The organism is Novosphingopyxis baekryungensis DSM 16222, from assembly GCF_000420305.1.
Lineage (GTDB): Bacteria > Pseudomonadota > Alphaproteobacteria > Sphingomonadales > Sphingomonadaceae > Novosphingopyxis > Novosphingopyxis baekryungensis.
This window is the reverse complement of sequence record NZ_ATUR01000006.1, coordinates 241,415-263,181: the sequence shown is the minus strand read 5'-3', so window position 1 is coordinate 263,181 and position 21,767 is coordinate 241,415. Positions and strand designations below refer to the sequence as shown.

General features: G+C 59.6%; 16 protein-coding genes. 11 read left to right on the top strand and 5 right to left on the bottom strand.

The genetic code is table 11. The annotated features are described in order from the left end of the window. Nucleotides 1-6 precede the first annotated feature (6 nt). The 5 genes from G410_RS0111825 to G410_RS16580 all read left to right on the top strand — a co-directional run bounded on the left by G410_RS0111825 (nt 7) and on the right by G410_RS16580 (nt 4,267). Nucleotides 7-354, top strand: coding sequence for an acyl-CoA thioesterase (locus G410_RS0111825; RefSeq protein WP_084489167.1), 348 nt, complete (start codon nt 7-9; stop codon nt 352-354). Continuing rightward, nucleotides 351-1,748: a dihydrolipoyl dehydrogenase gene (lpdA, locus tag G410_RS0111820; RefSeq protein ID WP_022673869.1), complete on the top strand. Its 1,398-nt coding sequence runs from the start codon at nt 351-353 to the stop codon at nt 1,746-1,748. The genes G410_RS0111825 and lpdA overlap by 4 nt, the downstream gene beginning before the upstream one ends. 3 nt (nt 1,749-1,751) lie before the next feature. Beyond that, nucleotides 1,752-2,672 carry an aminotransferase class IV gene (locus G410_RS0111815; RefSeq protein ID WP_022673868.1) on the top strand — a complete coding sequence of 307 codons (921 nt, stop codon included), beginning with the start codon at nt 1,752-1,754 and terminating at the stop codon, nt 2,670-2,672. Continuing rightward, on the top strand, nt 2,669-3,403 hold the full coding sequence (locus tag G410_RS0111810) for a sulfotransferase-like domain-containing protein (RefSeq protein ID WP_022673867.1): 735 nt from the start codon (nt 2,669-2,671) through the stop codon (nt 3,401-3,403). The genes G410_RS0111815 and G410_RS0111810 overlap by 4 nt, the downstream gene beginning before the upstream one ends. Before the next feature lie 63 nt (nt 3,404-3,466). After that, nucleotides 3,467-4,267: a DUF1206 domain-containing protein gene (locus tag G410_RS16580; RefSeq protein WP_022673866.1), complete on the top strand. Its 801-nt coding sequence runs from the start codon at nt 3,467-3,469 to the stop codon at nt 4,265-4,267. 116 nt (nt 4,268-4,383) lie between these two features. Here the strand turns inward: G410_RS16580 and G410_RS0111800 are convergent, their stop codons facing one another. Both G410_RS0111800 and G410_RS0111795 read right to left on the bottom strand, forming a co-directional pair. Beyond that, a complete protein-coding gene (locus G410_RS0111800; protein ID WP_022673865.1) occupies nt 4,384-5,550 on the bottom strand; it encodes an acyl-CoA dehydrogenase family protein in 1,167 nt (388 codons plus the stop codon). 62 nt (nt 5,551-5,612) lie between these two features. After that, on the bottom strand, nt 5,613-6,728 hold the full coding sequence (locus G410_RS0111795) for an NADH:flavin oxidoreductase (RefSeq protein WP_022673864.1): 1,116 nt from the start codon (nt 6,726-6,728) through the stop codon (nt 5,613-5,615). 147 nt (nt 6,729-6,875) lie between these two features. Here G410_RS0111795 and G410_RS0111790 point away from each other — a divergent pair, with 147 nt between their 5' ends. Then, the gene (locus tag G410_RS0111790) at nt 6,876-7,172 is read left to right on the top strand and encodes a DUF1330 domain-containing protein (protein WP_022673863.1); all 297 of its coding nucleotides are present in this window, start codon (nt 6,876-6,878) and stop codon (nt 7,170-7,172) included. 37 nt (nt 7,173-7,209) lie between these two features. On the opposite strand, the gene G410_RS0111785 is transcribed toward G410_RS0111790, so the two are convergent. The 3 genes from G410_RS0111785 to G410_RS0111775 all read right to left on the bottom strand — a co-directional run bounded on the left by G410_RS0111785 (nt 7,210) and on the right by G410_RS0111775 (nt 11,589). Next, nucleotides 7,210-7,719: a MarR family winged helix-turn-helix transcriptional regulator gene (locus tag G410_RS0111785; RefSeq protein WP_022673862.1), complete on the bottom strand. Its 510-nt coding sequence runs from the start codon at nt 7,717-7,719 to the stop codon at nt 7,210-7,212. Between the two features lie 68 nt (nt 7,720-7,787). Continuing rightward, complete coding sequence (locus G410_RS0111780; RefSeq protein ID WP_022673861.1) at nt 7,788-9,938, bottom strand: hypothetical protein; 2,151 nt, start codon at nt 9,936-9,938, stop codon at nt 7,788-7,790. 94 nt (nt 9,939-10,032) lie between these two features. After that, nucleotides 10,033-11,589 (bottom strand): GH39 family glycosyl hydrolase, encoded by a 1,557-nt coding sequence (locus G410_RS0111775; RefSeq protein ID WP_022673860.1) that lies wholly within the window; start codon nt 11,587-11,589, stop codon nt 10,033-10,035. Nucleotides 11,590-11,800: 211 nt separating this feature from the next. Between G410_RS0111775 and G410_RS17460 the strand changes: the two genes are divergently transcribed. The 5 genes from G410_RS17460 (at nt 11,801) to G410_RS16565 (ending at nt 21,764) form a co-directional block, all read left to right on the top strand. Next, complete coding sequence (locus G410_RS17460; RefSeq protein WP_022673858.1) at nt 11,801-12,679, top strand: SMP-30/gluconolactonase/LRE family protein; 879 nt, start codon at nt 11,801-11,803, stop codon at nt 12,677-12,679. 377 nt (nt 12,680-13,056) lie between these two features. Beyond that, a complete protein-coding gene (locus tag G410_RS0111760; RefSeq protein ID WP_022673857.1) occupies nt 13,057-14,496 on the top strand; it encodes a GH39 family glycosyl hydrolase in 1,440 nt (479 codons plus the stop codon). Continuing rightward, nucleotides 14,486-16,093, top strand: coding sequence for a glycosyl hydrolase family 79 N-terminal domain-containing protein (locus tag G410_RS16570; RefSeq protein WP_022673856.1), 1,608 nt, complete (start codon nt 14,486-14,488; stop codon nt 16,091-16,093). The genes G410_RS0111760 and G410_RS16570 overlap by 11 nt, the downstream gene beginning before the upstream one ends. A gap of 569 nt (nt 16,094-16,662) precedes the next feature. Further along, entirely contained in the window at nt 16,663-19,521 is a 2,859-nt protein-coding gene (locus G410_RS0111750; RefSeq protein WP_162604093.1) for a TonB-dependent receptor plug domain-containing protein, read from the top strand. Nucleotides 19,522-19,607: 86 nt separating this feature from the next. Next, nucleotides 19,608-21,764, top strand: coding sequence for a hypothetical protein (locus tag G410_RS16565; protein WP_022673854.1), 2,157 nt, complete (start codon nt 19,608-19,610; stop codon nt 21,762-21,764). Nucleotides 21,765-21,767 lie beyond the last annotated feature (3 nt).

Here is a 21,767-nt window from a genome sequence, read left to right as displayed (position 1 = left end):
ACCGCCATGCCCGCCGATGCCAATGCCTATGGTGACATATTCGGTGGTTGGCTGATGAGCCTGATGGACAGCGCGGCGGGGCTGGTGGCCGCGCGGCACGCCCATGGCCGGGCCGTAACCATCGCGATGGACGGCATGCAATTCCATAGCCCGGTGAAGATCGGAGACGAAGTCTCGGTCTATGCCGATCTTGTCCACGTCGGCTCGTCCAGCATGAAGATCAACGTCGAAGCCTGGCGACGGGATCGCCACCGGGACGACGATTCCAAGGTTACCGAAGCCATTTTTACATTTGTCGCCATCGATGACGATGGACGGCCGAGACCGATTACCGAGAAGGAACGCCAGCCATGACCACAACCTATGACCTCGCCATCATCGGTTCCGGCCCCGGCGGCTATGTCGCGGCCATCCGCGCGTCTCAGCTGGGCATGAAGGTCGCGATTATCGAGCGCGAAAAGCTGGGCGGAATTTGCCTGAACTGGGGGTGCATTCCCACCAAGGCGCTCCTGCGCACGTCCGAAATCTATCATTACATGACGCATGCCGAAAATTACGGGTTAAGCGCGGGCAAGCCGGCTTTCGACCTCGCCAAGGTGGTCGATCGTAGCCGCAAGGTGGCGGGCCAGTTGAACGGCGGCGTCACGCATCTGATGAAGAAGCACAAGATCGATGTCGTCAGCGGCGTCGGCACGATCACCGCCAAGGGCAAGATCAGCGTGAAGGCCGAGGATGGCAAGACCACCGATGTCGCCGCCAAATCGATCATGATCGCCACCGGTGCGCGTGCACGGGACCTGCCTTTTGCCAAAGCGGATGGCGAGCGTATCTGGACCTATCGCCATGCCATGGTGCCCAAGGAGATGCCGACGAAACTGCTCGTCATCGGATCGGGCGCGATCGGCGTGGAATTTGCCAGTTTCTACAGCGATATGGGCGCGGATGTGACCATCGTGGAGATGCTGGATCGCATCCTGCCGGTGGAGGACAAGGATGTCTCCGCCCACATGATCAAGGCGCTCAAGAAGCAGGGCATGGATATCCGCACCGGCGCAGGCGTGGAAAAGCTGGAAACGTCCAAGTCCGGCGTGAAGGCGACGATCAAGGACGCCAAGGGCAAGAGCACGACCGAGGATTACAGCCATGTGATCGTCGCCATCGGCATCGTTCCGAATACGGAGAATATCGGGCTGGAGGCGCTGGGCGTCGAAACCGAAAAGGGGCACATAAAGACCAACGGCTATGGTCAGACCAATGTCGATAGCATTCTGGCGATCGGCGATGTGACCGGCGCGCCATGGTTGGCGCACAAGGCCAGCCATGAAGGCGTGATCGCGGTGGAGAAACTGGCGGGCAAGGATGTGCATCCGTTCGACAAATCGAACATTCCGGGCTGCACCTATTCGCGCCCGCAGGTTGCCAGCGTCGGCATGACCGAAGCGAACGCCAAGGAAGCGGGCCATGATGTGAAGGTGGGCAACTTCCCTTTCATCGGCAATGGCAAGGCGATTGCGCTGGGCGACCCGGAGGGTTTCGTCAAAACCGTGTTCGACGCCAAGACCGGCGAACTGCTGGGCGCGCACATGATCGGCGCGGAAGTGACCGAGCTGATCCAGGGCTATGTCGTCGCGCGGCAGCTGGAGACGACGGAAGAGCAGCTGATGCATACCGTCTTCGCCCATCCTACGCTGAGCGAAATGATGCATGAAAGCGTGCTCGATGCCTATGACCGCGCGATCCATTACTGATCGGTGGCCAAGGGAACGCATGATTATGAGGCCAATCCGCGCAACGATGCGGTCCTGATCGACGTCAACGGCACGCTGTTTCCGCGCGCGCAGGCCAGCGTGTCGGTGTTCGACAGCGGCTTCATGCTTGGCGATGGCGTGTGGGAGGGCCTGCGCGTTCACAAGGGGCGCATCGCCTTTCTGAACGCGCATCTGGACCGCCTGTTCGAAGGCGCCAAGGCCATTGCCATGGATATCGGGCTGAGCCGCGACGCGCTGGTGCATCGGCTCTACGCCTGCCTTCAGGGCAATGGCATCGGCGCGGACAGCAGCGGCGTGCATATCCGGCTGATGGTGACCCGGGGCATCCGGTCCACGCCCTATCAGGACCCGCGCGTGGTGATATCGCCCGCGACCATCGTCATCATACCCGAATATAAGGCCGTGCTGCCGTCCACGGTGGAGCAAGGGATCACCTTGTTCACCGTTCATGTGCGCCGCGGCGATCCGGCGGTGCAGGACCCGAAGCTGAATTCCCACAGCAAGCTCAATTGTATCACGGCCTGTATTCAGGCCACGCAGGCAGGGGCAGATGAAGGGCTGATGCTGGATCCGCACGGCTTCGTCGCCACGTGCAACAGCACGCACTTCTTCATCGTCCGCAAGGGCGAGGTCTGGACCTCGACAGGCGATTACTGCCTCGGCGGCATCACCCGCGCAAATGTCATCAAGCTATGCCAGGATCATGATATTCCGATCCGCGAAAAGAATTTCTCGCTGACGGATGTCTATGGTGCGGATGAAGCGTTCGTTACCGGCACCTTTGCGGGCGTTGTTCCGGTTCGCACGGTCGATGGCCGCATATTGACCGAGGGGAGGGGCCCCATGGTTGCACGGTTGCAGGGACTTTATCAGCAGTTGATCGCCGCGGACGTTGCGGCATGAATGATCCGGTCAGGATCGCGATGTGGTCCGGGCCACGCAATATCTCGACCGCCATGATGCGCAGCTTCGGCGCACGCCGGGATTGCGCGGTAACGGATGAGCCATTTTATGGCGCCTATCTGAAACAGACGGGTGCGCCCCAGCCGATGGCTGAAACGGTGATCGAATCGATGGACTGCGATTGGAGGTCGGTCGCGTACGCCATGCGCGGACCGGTGCCGGACGGTCGGGCGATCTGGTATCAGAAGCACATGCCGCACCATATGGTAGGTCCAGTCGATATCCTCGATTTTCCAGACCATGCCCATGGCTTTCTGATCCGTCACCCCGCACGCGTTGTCGCCAGCTATGCTGCCAAGCGCATTGGCATCAGCCTGGACGATCTGGGGTATGAACGGCAGCGCGATGATTTCGATCGGATCGCCCAAATCCAGGGCAAAGCCCCGCCCGTTCTCGACAGCGCGGATATCCTGCGTGATCCTGAGGCGGCCTTGCGGCAGCTGTGCACGGCGCTGGGCATCCGTTGGGACCCGGCCATGCTGCACTGGGAACGGGGCTATCGCAGCACTGATGGGGTTTGGGCCAGCCATTGGTATAACAAGGTGGCCGAGAGTAGCGGATTTGCGCCGCCCGAGCGCGATCTGCCGCAACTATCCTCGACGCAGGCTGCCATAGCCGAGGCCGCCATGCCTTTTTATCATGCCATGAAAGCTCAGGCTCTAACCCTCTGACAGGGGTGTCTGAACCATTGGTGCGGTCGTTCGTTCACGAACCGTAACAATAGGGGAAGAGTTATGAACCGGGTCACACAGGTCCAGAATTTTGCGCGCGCCGGCTATCTGGCCCGCGCCATCGTGTATTTCCTCATCGGCTATATCGCGCTCACGACCGGCAAGGGTTCGGGTGCCAGCGACATTCTGGACAGGATCGAGGCATTGCCGGGTGGTCTGGTCATCCTCGGTCTGACTGGGCTTGGCCTGCTGGGCTATGGCATCTTTCGTCTTTATGGCGCTGCCATCGATATCGAGGGCGCTGGCACCGGCGCGAAGGGCATTGTCAAACGCCTGGGGCATGTCGCCAGCGGGCTTGGCCATCTGTTCCTTTCCTTCGTTGCTGCCAAGCTGGTCTTTGGAAATGAGAGCTCGTCGGGCGGCGGCGGCGAGGAGCAGGCGGCAACCATGGTGCTGGGCTTCCCGGGCGGAGAATATGTTCTCGGTTTTGTCGGTCTGTGCTTTTTGGGTGCGGGCGTCGAGCAGGGCGTGAAGGCCTATACCGGCAAGTTCATGAAACTGCTGGATGCAGACACGCCCGGCTTTGTAGAATATCTTGGACGCGCTGGGTACGCCGCGCGTGCGATCGTCTTCGTGGTGATTGGTTATTTCGCGGTACAGGCCAGCATGGCCGAACAGGGCAGCCAGGTCCGCGGCGTGGGCGGTGCGATTACGGCCCTGCAAAGCACGGACTGGCTCTTCACGCTGGTGGCCATCGGACTGCTGTTGTTCGGTTTCTTCAGCCTGGCCATGGCGCGCTACCGTACCATCCGGAATGAAGACGTCCTGGAGCGGCTGAAGAGCGAGGCCAGGAAGCATAGTTGATCGGACCGGTCCTGGGGGCAACCGGGCGCGGTAGGGCGCACCGGGGCTCATGCCCGGGGGCTAACTTTTTATTGGACTCCGGCGTCTGTGCTTGCGGCTACTGCCGCAGCGCAGGATCAGTATGATTTGGGCAGGTCGAAAACCTTTTCGGCAAGGTAGTTCAGGATCATATGGGGGCTGACCGGCGCGGTGCGGGGTATCATCACCTCGCGCAGGAGACGCTCGACATGATATTCCTGCGCATAGCCCATGCCGCCCAGCGTCAGCATGGCGGTGTGGCATGCCTCGAATGCCGACTCGGCCGCCAGATATTTGCCGGCATTGGCTTCGATCCCGCAATCCTCTCCCTTGTCGAACAGGGTAGCGGCTTTCATCACCATCAGGTTGGCCGCTTCCAGCTGCGCCCAGCATTTGGCCAATGGATGCTGGATGCCCTGATTTTGGCCAATCGGCCGGTTGAAGACTATGCGTTCGCGCGCATATCTGGCCGCGCGCTGGAGAGCGGCCCTTCCGATGCCGATAGCCTCCGCGCCGATAAGGATGCGTTCCGGATTCAGTCCGTGGATGATCTGTTTGAACCCCTGACCTTCCACCCCGATACGATGATCCTCCGGTATCCAGAGGTCCTGGATAAACAGCATGTTCGAATCGACGGCATGCCGCCCCATCTTGTGGATGAGACGCACCTCGATCTTGGAACGGTCGAGATCGGTGTAGAACAGCGATAAGCCATCGGTCTTGCGCGCAACCTCCTCAAGCGGTGTCGTGCGCGCCAACAGCAGCATCTTGTTGGCGGTCTGGGCGGTCGAAATCCAGATTTTCTCACCGTTGATCAGATAACCGCCATTGTGCCGTTCCGCGCGGGTTTTCAGCTCTGTCGTATTGAGGCCGGTATTGGGTTCGGTGACGGCAAAGCAGACCCGGTCCGTGCCATCGGCCACCGGAGGCAGGATTGCCTGCTGTTGATGCGGCGTGCCGAACAGATTGACCGGTTGCAGGCTGAACACAGCCATGTGGATGCTGCTGGCGCCGCTCATGCCTGCGCCGGATTCCGCGATGGCCTGCATCATCACGGCCGCTTCGGTTATGCCGAGGCCCGATCCGCCGAATTCTTCGGGCGTGGCGATGCCAAGCCAGCCGGCCTGCGCAACCGCACGATAGAATTCCTCGGGGAATACGGCGTCACGATCCTTCTGCAGCCAGTAATCCTCGGGAAATTGTGCGCAAAGGCCAAGGATGGCTTCGCGAATGGCCTGCTGATCTTCGGAAAGGGCGAAATCCATGGCGGGGCGATACTCCGATCAAGCGCTGTGGGTTGTTTCTGCGGAAGGTCTGGCGGATCAGCCTATTCGAACTGCGCCAGATCTGTGGTCGAGAACGTGCGCATGCCTTCCAGATCGCCATCCCTGATCCTTTTTGGCCAGTCCGGATTGGTGATGAGGGCGCGGCCCACGGCGATGAGGTCAAACTCGTCACGCTCCATCCGGCGCAGCAGACCGTCGATGCCGGTGGGCTTGGAATGGTCATCATGGAAAGCATGGACAAAATCGCCGGACAGGCCGACGGAGCCGACGCTGATCGTAGCCGCACCGGTGAGCTTTTTTGCCCAACCCGCCAGATTCAGACCGTCTTCGCCATCTATCTCGGGGAATTCCGGTGTCCAGAAACGCCGCTGTGAGCAGTGAAACAGATCGACGCCAGCATCGGCCAATGGACACAGCCACCGGCCGAGTTCGTCCGGCGTGGTGGCCAGCCGGGCCGTCAAATCCTGTTGCTTCCATTGGCTGATGCGCAGGATAATGGGGAAATCCTCGCCCACTGCTGCACGAATGGCTGCAATGACTTCGGCAGCGAAGCGCGAACGCTCCGCCAGCGTTGGGCCGCCCCAGCGGTCATCGCGCCGATTGGTGTCGGCCCAGAAAAACTGATCGACCAGATATCCATGCGCGCCATGCACCTCGACGCAATCGAACCCGCAGCGCTTGGCGTCTTTGGCGGCTTGCGCGAAGGCGGCCACCGTATCGGCGATATCCTCCTCGCTCATCACCGTTCCGCGTGGCACATCCGATCGGAACAGGCCGGATGGGCTTTCGAACGGGCTGTCCGGCTCCCATTCCATGGAGCTGCTTTTACAGGACCCGACATGCCAGATCTGGGGCCCGATTGCGCCGCCGGCCTGGTGGACATCCCGGGTGACGTCTTTCCAGCCGTCCAGCGACGGGCCGTGAAAGAAGGGAATGCCGGGCTCGTTGCGCGCGGAGGGACGATCGACCACCGTTCCCTCGGTCAGGATCAGTCCGACACCGCCCTGGGCGCGGCGACTGTAATAATCGGCTTGCAGCTTGCCGGCCACGCCATCGGCGGCAAAGCCGCGCGTCATCGGCGCCATGACGATGCGATTGGGCAATGTCATGGATTTGATGGTGAACGGCTTGAACAATATTTCGCAAGACTGCGGCACAAATCGTCTCCTCTCCACTATCCGTGGCAAAACTTTTCGGCGTCCGTCATGGAAAACCCAAGACGCAACTGTTTAAGGCCTTAACCGAACGGCTTTCAACCTCAGTAGCGGCATGCCTATAATGCCTGTCCGCAACCGGAGACCCTCATGTCCGCCTATCTTATCGTCGCCCGTCTCGGCCCTGTTGAGGACGAGCAATCCTTTGCCGAATATCAGCGCAAGACCAGGCTTAAGCCACCCTCCGTCGCGCTTGAGCCGCTGGTCGTATACGGGGCTATCCACGGTCTCGAGGGCACCGCTCCCGACGGCGTGGTGATGCTGCGGTTCGACAGCGTGGAGGATGCGAAGCGCTGGTATGAGGACCCGGCCTATCAGGATGCATTGCCGCATCGCCTGAAAGCGGCCAATTATCAGGCGTTCATCGTGGAAGGCGTTGCCGGGTAGGAGGCCCTGCGCGCATCGGAGTTCCGCTGGCCGCGGACTAATCCGATCGGCTGATCGGCAAGAAGTGCCGGTTGAGAAAGATGTGAAAGCTGCCAAGCATGTCGCCAAGCTTCTGGCGATCCTCGTTCGGCAACTGCCGAAACCATGAAATGAAACTGGCGTCCTTTTCGATAGCGCTGGCAACGTCTTGTACCGCCGCCAAGCCGCGCGCGGCGATGCGCAGCAAATGCGCGCGCTGATCCTGCGGGTGATCGCGCCGTTCGACCATCTCCATGGCGGCCAGTTTTCGAACGCGGATGGACAGCGCGGCGTCCGAAACGTTGAGCATATGGGCAAGATCGGTCGCCCGCACGGGCTCGTCGTCTTCCATCATCAGGGCACATAAGAGATGGAAGTCGGAGATGCTCAGATTGCTCCGGGCGCTGATCCGGTTCAGCTCCGTCTCCAGCAACTGGGCCACCTTGAGCAGGTGCCACAGGGGCGCAAAATGCCCGACCTCCATTCCAAGCGCACCGAAATAAGCGCTGCCTTTCTGCACTTGGCCCACTGGCCCGCGTTTTCGAGACCCTGTCTTATCCACCCATGGCACCTGACATATTGCGACCGATCTGTGCCTTATGGCGCGCCTGCATCTCTGGCCATTTGCACGTCTGCGGCCACCTGTTCGCGCAGCATGTCCCAATGGAAGGTGGTGTCCGGTTGCAGATCGCTGCTTTTTCCGATCATGTGGGTCAACGGCATGTCGCGATAAAGTGGACGCGTGATGGCCACGACCTCGTCCCAATATCGCAGGGCATTGGCCAAATGCTGCACAGCGGCCTGTTGGTCACGCGCGTCACCGGCCTTGCGATAAATTTGCAGCGCGGTTGCGCCGCGCATCTTTTCCGCCAGATGAAGACCCAGGTTCGACCACGCCTTCACATCCGCCACCTCGTATAGCAGCGCGGTATTGCCACTGGTGTCGATCGGCGCGACCAGTCGCAAGGCTTCCAGGCTGTCTGCTTCCAGCTGACTGGCGAGGATCGGTGGCGTGATCCGTTCGGGACCGAATGTGGTGCCGCTGACCTGTGCATCCACGAAGGCCGCCACCGAAACATAAGCCGGATCGAGCGTCTCATGGTCGATGAGGTCCTGGGCGCTGATATATGTCATCTTGGGCCCGTCGAGCCACATCATCCCCTCGCTGTAGAGCGTGTGATCCCAGGTGGAACTGAACAGGGATGCAAGCCGCAGTGGTGTGCGTGACGCCAGTTCATAGGCTTGCAGCATATGGTCAGCGGACGGGCAGTATCGCCGCGTGAATTCCTGCGCGAATAGGGCGTCCGGTGTCGTGTCATCGTACAACAGGCGGCCCCAGATCTTGTAGAAAAGCCATTGCCGTTCGAATGCATAACGCCAGTCGACGCCTTTCTTGGCCGCTGTGAAATAATCCAGCGCAGGGATGTAGGTCTCGCTGCCGATCATATAGCCCCCGACATAGCGCGCGGACGCGTTCTGCCGGATATGCGCCCGCACGAAGGACGGAACACCCCAGCGCAAGGCAAAGAAATCTTCGTTCCGCACCGTCCAGACCATTTTGTAGTTCTTGGGCTCGGGCTTGAAAAATGTGTCGCCCAGTTCGCCGCCATGAACGCCGACCAGCGTGGGTGTCGAGTGACCATGGGACCAGTTGAATTTGGCCGCCATCCAGACCGGCCCTTCGGCATAATCCATCGATTCCACGGTTTCGCGCGTCAGTCGTTCGTTCTCGATGCTGGTGGATCCGTCCATCACCGTGCCGGCCGATTGCGGCAGCCGCTGGATGATCTTGACCGGTCGGTCGACATTCTGGATCGCCTCCAGATAGGTTGCCGCCATCCAGTCGGCGCGCTCCTGCGACGTCATCCCGCCCATGCCTTCCGAATGGGACAGCCCGATCCCGGTCAGGTCCGGATATTCCTCCAGTACCTGCTCGACATTTTCGCGCACATACCGCTTGATCAGCTCCGATGTGTCTCCCTCGGTATTGTAATAGGGATAGGTGCTTTTACGCCCCACATCATGGGCGGCGGCGAATTCCTTGCTGACGAAAATATTCCATGGGACCAGATAGGTATCGATCCCGCGCTCTTTGGCGAGATGGAAAATGCCCTGATGCAGGGTGCGCCATTCTTCCAGCTCCGCATCGCTGAAGGCACTGGCCTCGGGGAAGTTGTGGGACCGAACCATGTAGGGCCAGGGGTGCAACGTCCAAAGTGTCAGCGAATTGAACCTGTTTTCGGCCATCATGTCGAGAAATGCTTCCCAATAGCCAAGGTCGCGTACCGTATTCATGTGCTGGTCGAGCGCCGCGCTGGAGCGATAGCTGTCCCATGGCAGATTATGCTTGATGGCGCGAAATGGCAGCTTCGGCGTCTCCGCCCGCGCCGCAATATCTTGCAGGCGTACGCCGCGGCGCAAGTCGTCCGCCAGCGCGAGTGCACCGTATACCATGCCGCGGGCATCGCCGCCGCTTACCATGATGCGCTTGCCTTCCGGTTTGATGGAAAAGGCTTCGGCTTTGCGATCATATCCGTCGACCGCGATGCTGATCAGATAATCATAGCCCTGTGGAGCGGTGACGATCGTATAGCCCTGCTCCTCCAGCGCGGCGCCAAGCTTTCGCGATGCATAGGCCGACATATCGAGCGCGGATTCGCCGACAATATAGACGCGCTGTGCGCTGACCGGCGCGGTGGTGGCCAGCAGCATCATCCATGCGACGGCAAAACAGAACAGCCTCTTCATTGCTGCGATACTCCTTTTGATTCCGGAGGCCTGGGGTGCCTTGCACCGGTGCCGTGCCCACCCGCAGGACGAAGCGGCGTCGAAGCGGCGCTGCTCAGCCGGCGCAATCCGTGCCTGGCTCAAGCACGACCAGTTGCAGCGCGTTGGGCGTCATCTGAACAGATGTGCGGTGCCGGTTGCCAGGCGCTACGGCCGTTGCCGAAACCTGCTGCAGATTGGCGGTATCCGGATTGCCCCAGTAATTGCTGATCTGATCATCGATGCGGTACATGCGCTGGCATATTGGCGTATCGCTGAGATTGGCGGGCAGATCGCCCATGTCGATGGTCACATCATAGGCTTGCCGGCCGACATGCTGATAGTTCCACACCATCACAGCGGCGCCATATTGGTCCTTCGTGGCGATGGAATAGATGCCGATGCCGTCTTTCAGCGCGTCGGACTGCGACACGACGCGTTCCCGCTTCAGGCGCGCCATCATCGCCATGGCGTTGCCATAGGGCGTGAAGATGTTCGTTGGCAGGTCTTCCGGATTTTCGTTGCCCTTGACCGCGACATGTTCGCCATTGCGCCCGCGGGTGATCAATTGGTCCTTTCGCTCCTCGCTGGAATGGCGGACCACCCAGTTGAACGGATAGGTGTTCGGCGTTTCCAGAAACCAGTAATGCAAGGCCGGCACGCCGGCGGCGCCGATCAGATAATCCGGCCGGGCATCGTCCTTATGGTCATAGGATGGACCGGGATAGATGCCCGTTTCAGTGAGAAATGCCGGAATATCGGTTGTCAGGCCTCTGTCGGCCAGCGCCTGGTTCAGCAGCGTGCGCTGACCGGCAACTTCGCTCGGATTGCCTTTGTAGAAATGATAGGCCCGCGGTCCGTTGCTGTCGCCAGTGCCTTCGGGAAATTCGCCATAGGCATGCCAGGAAATGAAATCGAGACGCTTGTCGGGAGAGGAATCGGCGGCATAGCGATCCAGAAAGGCATTCATCCACGTCTCGTTATACTGCATGAAGGCTGGCCCGCCGACCTCCAGCGGCACCTGCGGTTGCAGCGTGCGATTGATGGCGTTCACTTCTTCATAATAGACTTTGTAATAGTCGTAGAGCTCGGACGGCGTGATGCTGCGCGCCAGATTATGGTCGGGCTCGTTGAACGCCTCGATATAGCGAATACGCGGATAGCGCTGCTTCAGATCGGTCATGATACGCCGGATGATCGGCCTGATCTGTTCAGGGCTGCGGCCCATGTCACGCACGGAAACGCGCGTGTCCATGACCATCAGAAGCGCGTCGGACATCAGGCTCGCATCGGCAAGATATTCGTCCACGCCAGAATAATCGTAGCTGTCGGTATCCGGATCATGGATGCGTTCGGCATCCACCCAGACCTTGTAGATTTCGCCATGCAGCTTCTGCTCGTTCAGAAAGCGTATATCGGCATCGCGCTGCGGCATCCAGCGATCCCAGCGTGTGAAATTATTATACCGCTCGGGATGGGCAAAATCACCACGAGACTGGTTGAAGTCGACATGGACGGTCGCTTTTTCCGGGGCCGGATCGGGCGCTGCTGCCTGCTGGGCGGATGCAGGATGACCGCTGCCCAAAGCCATGATGATCGCGCTCGCGACCGCTATATCTCGAATGCCCTGCATGGTCGTTCCTCTCCCGGTGTTTGGGCAGAACTGTTGCAGCATCTCTCCATGGATCAACCGGTGAGCCAAAGACGCGGGCCGATATCGCCGGGACGTTGATCGCTGGTCTCGGCGCGCGCGATGGAGCGCAGGGGCGATGGCACCGGCGAATTCTTGACCCGACGGGGGCTGCTATTGTTCCCTTCCGGGAAACAGCTTGGAAATTTGGCGAATGACAGAAAACGCACCGCAGATGATCTATGAAAGCAGAACGGGCGCTGCCGACGGGCTTGTCTGGCTTCCCGAAGCGAGAGCCTTGCTGTTTTGCGATCGGACGAACGGCACGGTGGGGGCTATCAGCCTTGCCGATCTGGGGGTCACGCAAAGCGCTGTCGGTGGCAGGCCCGGCCTTGCCTTTCCTACGGCGGACGGGCGCCTGCTCTTAGCCAGCGAGCGCGATATCTTCAGCATTGGCCATGATGGAAACCGGCGCCGGGAGATGCCCATCGATACCTATTCCGTGAACAGCGCGTCGATCGGCACCGTCGATAGCAAAGGGCGGCTCTGGTTCGGTATGGAGGATCATGCGGGCAATAATCGGCGCGGCGGTCTTTTTCGCTATCATGACGAGCGCCTGGTCCCGATGGTCTTCGATCAGGTGCGGCCGGGCGGTGTGGCGGTTACGCCGGATGCGGCCATATTGTACCAGGCAGTGGCAAGTGAGGGCCGGATCGATCGACATGACATCAATCGGGCCGGAGCCTTGTCCAATGGCACAACATTGATTGATATGAACAAAGGCGAGGGCGAACCGCGAGGGCTTGCGCTGGACAGCGAAGGCCATCTCTGGGTCGCGCTGGATGGCGCAGGAGAGATCGCCCGCTATGCGCCGACGGGAGAATGTGTTTCGAAGACAAGGCTTCCGAGCGGACAGCCGCGCGATCTCGCTTTTGGCGGTGATGCGATGACGGACCTGTTCGTATCGACCAAGGAGGATAATGGCGGCAGCGCAATTTATCGGTTGGACATGTCAGTTCCCGGGCAGTCGATCGCTCCGGTCCGGCTTTCGCATGGCGCTAGTCTAGGTCTGGTGGAAGACGACGATCATTGACCGGCGCAGGCGCTGAGATGAAGCGCGATCACCAATTGCTGGCACATGGTCGTGGTCGATGAATTGCGTTGCCCGCAGCGCAGATATCGCCGCCACGTTCACAGACCGCAGACGCTTTCGATCATGCTGTAGGCGGCATAACCTGCCTGAAGTGCTGGCAGGGCAGTTTGGAAGTCACGCCACGGACGTGACCTGGTGAACCGGAACCGGCACTATTCATCACAGCGCCTGTAAAACAGGCGGATCAAGGGAGAGAAGAGATGGTGGCCAGAATGGGTCTGCTTTGTTCGGCGACAGCTTTGGCGCTAGCCGGGTGCGCGACGGTTCAGTCTGGCCCAGGCGATGCGGGTCCCTCGACCATCGATTCCCCGGATTACATGGCGCAGGCGCATGTGGCCGTCGATTTTGGACAATCGCGCGGCGTCTTCACGCATCCCGAGCGCTTCAACAATGTGAGCCGCCCGACCAGCTTTGCCGATGTCCGCAGCACCGATGTTTCGTTCTTCAACGAACAGGGGCTGCATGGTTCGGTCTACCGCGTCTGGATCGATACGCATCTCATTCACGACCCGGAGACCGGCGCCTATGATTATAGCGGCGTCGACGACTATCTGCGAGATTTGAGCCGTCTTTCGGACCAGCTGCTGGTCGTGCTGGATACGCGGGTGGAGATCCGGGACCTGAAGCAGTCGCCGGAGCAATTGAAGCCGGTCATAAAGACCATCCTGCGCAATCTCAAACAACGCTATCCCGCGATCCGCTATATCGAGGCCTTCAACGAACCCGATCATAACATGGTAGAGGTCGTCAGCGCCGACCATCTCTACGATTATTTCAAACCCTATTATGAGGCGGTGAACGAGGTCAATCGCGCGTTGCAGCCATCCGTGCCACTGGAAGTCGGCGGCCCGGCATTGACCACGTTCAAGGAAGACTGGCTGAACGCTTTTCTCGACGATTATGCGGCGGATACCAGTCCGGCAAAGCGGCTCGATTTCATTTCCTACCACGCTTACGGATTGTTCACCTCCGGCGGGCCGACCCAGGAAGGCCCGCGTGCCTATCATTTCTACAAGGGCGATCCGAGCGAAGTGGCGGGGCAGCGGGAAAAGCTGAACGCGGCGCTGGCGAGCCGCGGCATCGATACGAACACGCCCAGCTTCATCACCGAACTCGGCATCTATCCCGGCCCTTCCTTTGACAATCGCGAAGATGCGCGACCGGACTATCTGCGCAACGCCGTGGGTGTGCCGTCGCTGATCTATTGGTTCCTCGAACAGCCAAATAGCGTTCCATTCAACTGGGTGCTTCGGCACAAGACCGAGGAGCGCAAGGATCAGCTGATCACGCGCGCGAACGATGGCGCGCGGATGGCCGTGAAAGCCGGGCAGGACGACAAGGATGTGCCGACCGGCATCTTCACGCCCTATGGCAACGCCATGGTCATGTTTTCCAAGCTCAAGGACGAGCGCGTCGTGGCCAAGTCCGATAGCCTGAATGCCGGTAAAGGCATCTATGCGATCGCGACCAAGAGCGGAACAGGGGCGGCAATTCTGGTCTGGAATTATCAGCTGACAGATGAGGTGCCGTACCGGCTCACGATCGACATGAAGGATTTGCCCTCATCTCTGCGCGGCAAGCGGGTGGTTCAGAAACAATATCGGATCGATGACAAGACCAGCAATTACTGGGCTGATCCCGCAACAGCCAATCTGCAGCAGGTTTCCACAAGCGTCGTCACGCCGGGAAAAGATTATCAGGTCACCTTCGATCTGACGCCCAATGCATTGCAGCTGGTCTTGCTCGATGCGGAATGACGTTCTGTCAGGCGCGCATGGCTGGCTACATCTGCCTCTATTGTGTCTGTTGCTCGGTCCTGGATGCACCACCTTATCCCAGGCGCATGACGGCACGGCATCGGGCGTTGGCGACAATGCCATCATGGTCGACGCAAGCGCGCTTCCGTTCGTGCGCCAAATGGATGAGCGGTTTCAGTCTTTCCAGATCGGCATGTCGCATCTGACGGGTGGCGAAACCTGGCGAAGCTATGATGAAGATGCCGAACAGGGCGAAGAAACTGGCGAGAATTTCGCGGCCATACGCGAGGCGCGCGCGCCCACCGATTTAAATAATCGCCGGCTGCGTAATCTGACGCGCGCGCTCGGGCCGCTATATATTCGTTATGGCGGCACCACGTCGAACTCGGTCTATTTCCACGATAGCGATGCGCCGCCACCAGCTGACGCGCCTGAAGGATTCCAGACGCTGCTCACGCGCGAACGCTGGAAGAGCGCCGTCGATTTTGCCGACAGCGTGGATGCTAAAATCATAACCGGTTTTACCGTCAGCGATGGTGTGCGCGATGCCAGCGGGGCCTGGACACCGGATCAGGCCGCCGCCTGGTTGGCGTTCACCAAAAACATCGGCGGCGAGATCTATGCGGCCGAACTCTACAATGAACCCAATGCGCGCGAACCGGGCAGAACCGAGGGCGCGGAACCGGCGGCAAATTATGCGCGCGATTTCGCCCGGCTCAAAGATCTGACCGACCGGGTCGCGCCGGAATTGAAGCTGGCCGGGCCCGGTACCGCGATGTTGGGGCTGCCTTTTCCAATTCCATCGCTGACGCAGGTGACGGCGGAGGATTATCTGACCGCCAGGCCGCTGCCTGCCGTCGATATATTATCCTATCATTTTTACGGTGCGTTGGCCGAGCGCTGCGCCGATCCTGAATCGCCGCAAGGTGTCAGCGCCGACGACGCGCTGACCGAAGCCTGGCTGGCACGCCCGGACACGGAATTTCAGAAGCAGAAGGCATTGCGGGATCGCTATGCCCCCAAGGCCCCGATATGGCTGACGGAAACCGGCACGGCGGCGTGCGGCGGCACGCGCTGGCAACCGACTTTTCTGGAGGCGTTCCGCTATCTGGATGCGCAGGGGCGGCTCGCCAAACAAGGCGTGGATGCCTTGGTGACCCATGCGCTGATCAGTGGCAGCAACGGCGTTATCGATGAAGCAACGCTTGAGCCGAATGCCGACTATTGGGCCGCACTGTTGTGGCGGCGATTGATTGGCACCAGGATCCTCGATGCAGGCGAACTGCACGATGGATTGCACCTTTATGCCCATTGCGCGCGTGGAAGGGCAGGGGGCGTTACGCTGCTTGCTATCAATCTGCGGGATAAACCGGCTGCCCTTTCGGTCGAGGGACCGGTGGAACGCTTCAGCATGACCGCACCGGAATTGCAGAGCCGCACGATATTGCTCAACGGTCATCCGCTGACGCTGGACGATCAGGACCGCGTTCCGGAACTGGTGCCAGCGGTGCAGTCTTCCGGCCAGCTTGTACTGGAGCCGACCAGCATCAATTTTCTTCTTCTGCCGCAGGCAGCCAATCCGAGCTGCACGCTATGACCACAGGTTGAAACGCCTGTTCCGTTTACGGCCTTTTCTGAATGATGCCCCTGCAACGGTCGGACCGGTGCAAAAGCGTTTTCCCGGTGGTTTTGTCTACGCTTCCTCCAGCAGGCATCCGCCCGACAATCGGTGGCTGGCCGATGGAAAATAACGATTTGAAGTGCGGCTCCGCATATAAAAAGCGGCGCCCCTTCAATTAGCATTGGCCGCCGCGCGCAGTCCCGGATGCTATAGCATTGATTTGGCGTTCCGTTGGCCGGTTTCTGGCAATCGCTGTCGCGGTAGACTTGGCGTCACCGCCCTTTCTGGCACCGTTCGAATGACCATCGCAGCTACGATATAAACCAACACGCGCTTTTAAAAGCTGAAGTGCCGGGCAATTGTCCGGCCCGTAGGATGTGGCGGTGCAACTGATCTGCGCAACCTGATGAAGATCTTGTTTTCAAGGCAGCCCGTAAGATTCAGCAAGGATCACGGACGAAGCTGCAAAGGCTAGGCGATTTCGGGCCGGGACCAGGACTATGGGTTCCTCTCAGGCAACCGAGGCGCGATTTAGGAGGGACTATATGAAGGCACTTCGTAAAGCATTGCTCTGTTCGGTCACGCTTGGCGGTACAGCGGCGGCTCTTGTGTTACCTGGCGCGGCGATGGCGCAGGAAGGCACCGAAGCGACCAATCAGGATCCCGCTGCCGGAACGGAAGGGCAGGTTCGCAATCCGGCCAATGAGGAGATCGTCGTCACGGGCACGTTGATCCGCGGTATCGCACCGGCGGGCGCCAATGTTCTGGCGACAACCGATGAAGATATCGAGGCCATCGGTGCCAACACGGTCAATCAATTGTTCGAGAATATTCCGCAGCTCGGCGCATTCAACAGCGTACAGCAACCGCTCGCAGCAAGTCCCGAGGTTGCCGTCAATCGGCCCAATCTGCGTGCACTGCCCGGGTTCAACACCGCCGGTGGCTCGACGACGCTGGTACTGGTCGATGGACATCGCACGGTCGGCATGGGCCTCGGCTCGACGACACCGGATCCGGACATCATTCCGCCGGGCATCATCAGCCGACTGGAAATCGTGCCGGATGGCGGTTCGGCCATTTACGGATCCGATGCCGTTGCCGGCGTGCTCAATTTCGTCACCATCGATCGCTTCGACGGCGTGAAGGTGAATGGCGCCTACAGCTTTGCAGACGATTATTACGAGTGGACGGCCAATGTCACTGCTGGTCGCGATTGGGGCACCGGCTCGCTGTTTGCATCTTATGCCTATGCCAAGAATGATGAGATTCTCGGCCGCGACCGGGATTTCATTCAACAGTTTCCGAGCGATAACGGCTTTCGTTCCCTCGAATGCTCGCCGGGAAATATTCGCGCGCTTGCCGGTTCGCTGGGCGCGCCGCAGGGCACCGTGGTTGGCGTCAATGGAGGTCCGGTCAACGATTGCGACACCAGCGATTTTGCGGCCGTTGTTCCGGCGTCGGAACGGCACAGCGTGTTTGCTGGCCTAAGCCAGGATTTGAGCGCGGACCTGTCAGTGGACATCCGCGGTTTCTACACCAACCGGCAGACGGAAGTTGCCGTCGGGCCGCTGCGGGATTCCCGCATCATCGTACCGGCATTTTTCGCTGGAACGGCCCGCAGCCTGGGTATTCCGGCATTTGTCAGCCCATTCAATCCGTTCAGTTTTGGCGGCATCGTCGGCGGACGTCCGACGTTCGTGCCCGGCAGCCCGAACGGCGTGGATTATATTCAGGACGTATCCTTCCAGATTGGCCCGGACGACCGGGCGCAGACGGATATCGAGCTCGATACCTGGGGTCTTTCTTCGGAATTCACCTACGATGTCGACGGCAATTTTCAGGCGCGCTTCCTGGGCAATTATGGTCAGAGCACCACAACCGTCGTGACCGATGAACTCAACCAGTCAGCGTTGAACAACGCGATTGCAGCTGGCTTGTTCAACCCGTTCAACCCGGCCGATAGCGATCCTGCGGCCCTGGGGATCATCACCAACTACAATAATTTCGGGCGAACGCGTCAGCAGTTCACCAACTTCCGCGCTGTGATCGATGGCGATCTGTTCAAACTTGGCTCTGGTTGGATCAAGACCGCATTCGGCCTGGAATATTATGAGGAAACGTTCGACACCATCCGTGGGCTTACCGTCCCGGGTGCCCAATTCTCCGGTTCAGGCGCGCAATTTGTCGGCAATACGCTCGTCGCTCCCGCTCAACCGGGTGTGCCACGTTTCGGCGTCTCGCGCGACGTCAAGTCGGCCTTTGGCGAGATAGTTGCGCCCTTGTGGCGGGGCGATGGCGGGGTGGAGCTTACTGTGTCTGCGTCCGGCCGTTATGACAGCTACAGCGATGTCGGCGATACCTTCAATCCCCGGTTCGGCGCGACCTTCAAGCCGGTGGATTGGGTTGCCATTCGCGGTGCCTGGGGCAAGAGTTTCAATGCGCCAAGCCTGGCCGACAATGAAAATGCCGATATCAGGCGGCTTTTCACGCTGACGGGGCAGGGGGCCGCATTCCTTGCGCCGCCGACCAATTTGCAGGCCGCGAACGGTGGTCCTTATCCGGATTATAACGGTGGTGTCATCGTTGCCCTTCGCGGCAATGGACCAGATATCCAGCCGCAGAAGGCCACGACCTACACGGCCGGGATCGATCTCGATCCGCCTTTCATTCCGGGCCTGCGCCTGAGCGGTACCTATTATAATATCAGCTACACCAATTACATTGGCCTGGCGCCGTTCGAAAATCCGGCGCAGCTCTATAATGAATATGGCTTCATCATCGATACGACGCCGACGCAGGCCGAACTCGATGCCTTCATTGGCCTTGCGGACGTGTTCGACGGCACACCGGTCGATAACCCGACAAGGGTTTACGCCATTCTGGACGCACGCAAGCGCAACTTTGGCGGCTTCAAGATTGATGGACTGGATTTTCAGGTCAATTACCGCCGGGACATGGGCGGTGCCAGCCTGTTCTTCAATTCGAACGGTACATATGAACTGAGCCGTAACCGGCAGAATGTGGCGGACGGTCCATTCCAGGATGTGTTGTCGAACAATCAGAACCGGTTGCGCGCCAGAACCACGCTCGGTGCGGAAGCGGGGCCGCTGCTCGCGCAGCTCAGCTGGAATTTCAAGCAGGGATATACGCTCAATCCGCCGGTTGGATTCGTGCCACAGGCCGAGGTTGGCGATTTCCATACCTTTGACGCATTCATGAAGTTCGATCTGGCCAGCCAGGGTTTTGGGGAGGAATTGGCGTTGACGCTCAACGTGAAGAACATCTTCGATCAGGATCCCCCGGAATATCGCGGCAATATCGCGGTGCCTGGGCAACAGGGTGTGCCATTCTCCTATCTCACCATCGGACGCGTTTTTCAGTTCGGCGTATCAACGAAATTCTGACCGCGCGTAAGCATGGCCGGGCGTGTTGCCCTATAGGGTGACATCCCGGCCAAGCTTTCAGGTACCTATGAAGGGAGAGTTCCCCGGTGAAAGTCAGGCACAGCCGCGGCGTATTCGTCGCCTCGCTCATGATCGGTACCTGTGGGCTGATGGGCTGTGCCACCAGTTCGACGAGGCCGACCACCATCGCCAGTAGCGAACGGGTGATGACCGTGGCGGCTGATGGATATGGCGCAGCGGATGCTTTGTTCGCCCAGCCCTATATTGACGTGCAGGAATGGCGCTCCTCGCCGGTACGTCACTATTATGTGCATGGCGGGTTTCGCGGAACCCAGACCCGCTTTTCTTATTATCTGCCGCCATCCGACAGTTTCGAAGGCCGGTTTTTTCAGCATGTAACGCCGGTACCGCTGAATGAAAATCTGGCGCAGGCCGATCCTGTGGGCAAGTTCAACAAGATCGGTTTCTCGGCTGCGAGCGGTGCCTATTTCGTCGAGACGAATGGCGGCGTCGATGCAGACGCACCAAACGCCGATGCGGGCATGCCCGATTCCAGCATTACGGCATATCGCGCCAATGCAGCCGCCGCCCTTTTTTCCCGTCATGTTGCGCAGCAATTCTATGGCAAGGATCGCCGGATCTATGGCTACATCTACGGTGGTTCGGGGGGCGCCTATCGTACCATCGGCAGCCTGGAGAACACGGAAGGCGTGTGGGATGGGGGCGTTCCCTATGTCAACGGATCCACCATGGCGATCCCGAACATGTTTACGGTTCGGATGCAGGCCCTGCGGGTGCTTCGCAAGAAATTCCCGCAGATCGTCGACGCGTTGGAGCCCGGAGGCAGCGGCGATGCCTATGCCGGTCTCTCCACGCATGAAGCGACGGTGTTGCACGAGGCCGAAAATATGGGGTTCCCGATGGCCAGTTGGTTTGGCTGGAAAACCATGGGGCTTCATGGCTTCGCCGCGCTCTATGGTGGAATAAAACAGGTCGATGGCAGCTATTTTACCGATTTTTGGACCAAGCCCGGTTATCTAGGATATGACCGTCCCGAACTGTTTGCAGCCGATCGCGTGCAATTCGATGGCAAGGTGGTCGAACTGGTAACGGCGCGTATGGCGCGCGCCAGCCTTGGCGAGGAAAGCAGATCGGCCAACAAGGGTGGCGTCGACGATGCGTTTCGCCTCCTGTCTGGCATCGACGGCGACACGCTGGTCGGTGTGCGTCTCGATACGGTGCCGGTGATCGATTATTTCATGGGCGGCGACTTGACCGTTCGCAAAGCGGACGGAACCGTCCAATCGCTTCTGATTGAACATATCGATGGAAATACGTTGTATCTTGGACTGTCCGACTCCGCGCGCGGTGCGGATATCGAGCTGGGTGACATGGTCAATGTCGATAACAGCAATTTCCTGGCGATAGAGTCCTACCATCGGCATCAGGTGCCCAAGTCCGGCTTTCCGGTATGGGACCAGTTTCGCGACGCGAAAGGCGAACCGATCTATCCGCAGCGGCCGATGATTGTCGGGCCCTTATTCGTCCAGTCGACAGCGGGCTCCCAATTGACGGGCGATCTTGGCAGCGAAAAAGTGGTTTTGGCCGCATCGCTTTGGGACCGTGAGGCCATGCCATGGCAAGCCGACTGGTACCGCCGCAGGGTCGAGGCGCAAAATCCGCAAGTCGACAAGGTTAGGGTCTATTATACCGAGCGAGCCTTGCATGGCGACCAGATGGACAATGAAGATCCCAGCCGTATCGTCTCCTATCAGGGGCCATTGCAGCAATCGCTCCGGCTTCTGGCCGACTGGGTGGAAAATGGCATCGTGCCGCCGGAAAGTTCGCAATATCGCATTGCCAATGGGCAGGTGATCGTGCCGGGCAGCGGCCACGAACGGCTTGGGCTGCAACCTACTGTAACCCTTACCGCCAATGGCGGCATGATCGCTTATGTGAGAAGCGGTGAGCAGATACGGTTGGAAGCGATAATCGATACGCCGCCCGGTGGCGGCACCATCAGCGATGCGGGCTGGGACATCGATGGTAAGGGTATCTTCGAGGCGCCGCGCGATTTGCCGATCGGCCAAGCGCGTGCCACGCTGACGCGTACGGTCTCGTTCGATCGTCCCGGCACCTACTTTGTTGGGCTACGCGCGACAACGCAGGCCAGTGCGGCCAAAGGCACGCCCTATGCCGAGCTGGTAAATATCGGCCGCGTCAGGATCGTGGTCGGTCCCTGAAAC